Origin of the sequence: Lyngbya sp. CCY1209 (assembly GCF_035615495.1) — a bacterium.
Classification (GTDB): Bacteria; Cyanobacteriota; Cyanobacteriia; order Cyanobacteriales; family Microcoleaceae; genus Limnospira.
Genome location: NZ_JAJENU010000282.1, coordinates 1 through 2,415 on the forward strand (window position 1 = coordinate 1; position 2,415 = coordinate 2,415).

3 protein-coding genes and 1 pseudogene are annotated in these 2,415 nt (G+C 45.3%); 2 read left to right on the forward strand and 2 right to left on the reverse strand.

From position 1 onward, the window contains the following. Positions 1–339 precede the first annotated feature (339 nt). The gene (locus LKE08_RS08320; RefSeq protein WP_324703752.1) at positions 340–1,257 is read right to left on the reverse strand and encodes an Rpn family recombination-promoting nuclease/putative transposase; all 918 of its coding nucleotides are present in this window, start codon (positions 1,255–1,257) and stop codon (positions 340–342) included. Between the two features lie 223 nt (positions 1,258–1,480). On the opposite strand from LKE08_RS08320, the pseudogene LKE08_RS08325 reads away from it, so the two are divergent. Further along, positions 1,481–1,897, forward strand: a pseudogene (locus tag LKE08_RS08325) (element excision factor XisH family protein). After that, positions 1,885–2,232 (forward strand): XisI protein, encoded by a 348-nt coding sequence (locus tag LKE08_RS08330; RefSeq protein WP_324703753.1) that lies wholly within the window; start codon positions 1,885–1,887, stop codon positions 2,230–2,232. Before LKE08_RS08325 ends, LKE08_RS08330 begins: the two are co-directional and overlap by 13 nt. On the opposite strand, the gene LKE08_RS08335 is transcribed toward LKE08_RS08330, so the two are convergent. Then, positions 2,229–2,415, reverse strand: a 187-nt coding sequence (locus LKE08_RS08335) for a hypothetical protein (RefSeq protein ID WP_324703754.1), incomplete at its 5' end; no start/stop codon positions are given. The two genes, LKE08_RS08330 and LKE08_RS08335, sit on opposite strands and share 4 nt — an antisense overlap.

Consider the following 2,415-nt stretch of genomic DNA (forward strand, 5'->3'; position numbering starts at 1 on the left):
GGGTGGGTTAGGCGGCTGAAACCCAGGCTGTGATGGCAATCTAGCAATCCGCCGTAACCCACCGTTTAAGGTGTGTCATTCCAGGTCCAGTAGGGTGGGTTAGGCGGCTGAAACCCAGGCTGTGATGGCAATCTAGAAATCCGCCGTAACCCACCGTTTAAGGTGTGTCATTCCAGGTCCAGTAGTGGACCGACACGGCTAAAACTGTGCATTAAAAAGGAAATGGTGGGTTACGGCGCGAATGAAAAGTTGTCGGTTTTTCCGAAAAATTACTGCCGCGCCTAACCCACCCTACTGGACTCTTTTAGCGAGAAATGGTGGGTAATATCTCACATTCAGTTAATCATTCATCATTTCCTGACGCAAAGCCGCGATCGCCTCCAAACTCAATCCCGTGGCTTGTGCGATCGCCTCATCATTCAGTTGCCCCAGTAAGTTTCGCGCAACATTACGTTTTCCTTGTTCGAGTCCTTGTTCGAGTCCTTGTTCGAGTCCTTGTTGTCGCCCTTGTTCGAGTCCTTGTTCGAGTCCTTCTTGTCGTCCTTGTTCGAGTCCCAAAGCGATCGCACCCTGTTGGTCATAAATAAACATTTCCCGCCGTTCCAACTCTTCTAATTCCTCTAATGTTAAGCCAGCTTGATTGGCAATTTCAAATGCTTGCTGGAGTTCCACTATCTCCTCCATATTTTCGGGGATTTCGGTGAGCGATCGGGCAAATTTCATAAAATAGATCCATTTGTCCGTTAGGGTTTCAAGCTGGTTGAGTTCTTTGGTAAACTTCGGCAGTTCGACAAAGATCAGCTCGATATCATTATCAATGTAGTCCCATCCTTCCGACTTCTCTTTATAAATAAAGCGGGAAATCAGGCGATCGCGTTCGGGGAACATCTCGAAGTCGGTCAAGGTTAAAGCGATCACCGGTTTCAGGTATCGATACCCCTGTCCCCGTTGCAGTTGAAATGCATAGGTTTTCGCGGCATTAAATAAGACACGCTTCCCGAACGACTGCACGTTTAAAACCTGCATTTCAATAATGACCAGCGTCCCGTCATTCAGTCGCGCCTTAACATCGAGATAGGTATCTTTTAAACCTTCGAGTTGGGGGGGTAAATTGGGGGCGATGATTTCCAAGTCTTCAATGGTCGGATTGCCGTCATAGACTAAAGCATTGAGAAAACTGATTAAAATGTTCTTGCTTTCGGCCGAACCAAAGATCTTTTTAAAAGCGTAGTCGGTTTTGGGGTTAATAAATCTCATGGCAAGCCCACCCAATTTTTTTGAATTAATTCTAGCATGGTTTGGGTCTTCTGGAGTGCGTCCAGTTCCTTTGGAATTTCCATTATAGTCGGTATCTAGAGCTCGCGATCGCATCTGCTCTCAACTCAGCCATTCCTGCCCACCGGAGGAAACCGTCGGGCGATCGCTGTTACGGCTTTATATGATAAGCTTGGATAGCATCGGGCTTATGGGATCGTCTATTGTGGCTAAGGATCGTTTTCATCAAGTTGTTAAGACAGCTCTCGAATCAGATGGGTGGAATGTCACTCACGATCCCTTTCAGATTAAAGTCGGTGGGGTAGATATGGAGATTGACTTGGGAGCAGAACGATTACTGGCGGCGGAGCGAGGAGATGATAAAATTGCAGTTGAAGTCAAAAGTTTTTTGGCAAGTGCGTCAGCAATTTCAGAGTTTCATACGGCATTGGGGCAGTTTATCAACTATCGGGCTGCCTGACGACGTGAAGACCCCGATCGCATTCTCTATCTAGCCATCCCAAATTTAGTCTATAATAGCTTCTTCAAACTTGATTTTCCTGCATCAATGTTGCAAGAAAATTCCGTCAAAATCATTGTTTACGATATTGAATTGGAGCTAATTTTACTATGGAAGGAGTAACGGATAAATTAAAAAACTATCAGCAAATTGTGCAACAATTGTTGATGAGTTATGCAGAAAGTAAGCCGGCTTATGGCGAGATTGAGGTTGAGACGATTTTTGATACACAACGAAATCATTATCAAATTGTACATCTGGGTTGGCAGCATCAGCGCTGGGTCCATCATTGTGTCATACATCTAGATATTCGCAATGAGAAAATTTGGATTTTTTACAACTCGACGGAGCATGATATTGCGGCGGATTTGGTCAATTTTGGCGTGCCAAAACAAGATATTGTCCTGGGTTTTTACCCTCCTTTTATGCGGGAAATGAGCGACTATGCGGTTGGTTAAAAGTATTTAATTTGGAAATGGTGGGTTACGGCGCGGATGAAAAGTTGTGGGTTTTTCCTCCAAATTACTGCCGCGCCTAACCCACCCGACTGGACAGTTTCATCTGAAATGAGGCGATCGGATCTGAATCCACAGGCAAGATGCCCGATGCTCCGTTTTGAATTTTGCCTCATTTGAGCCGAA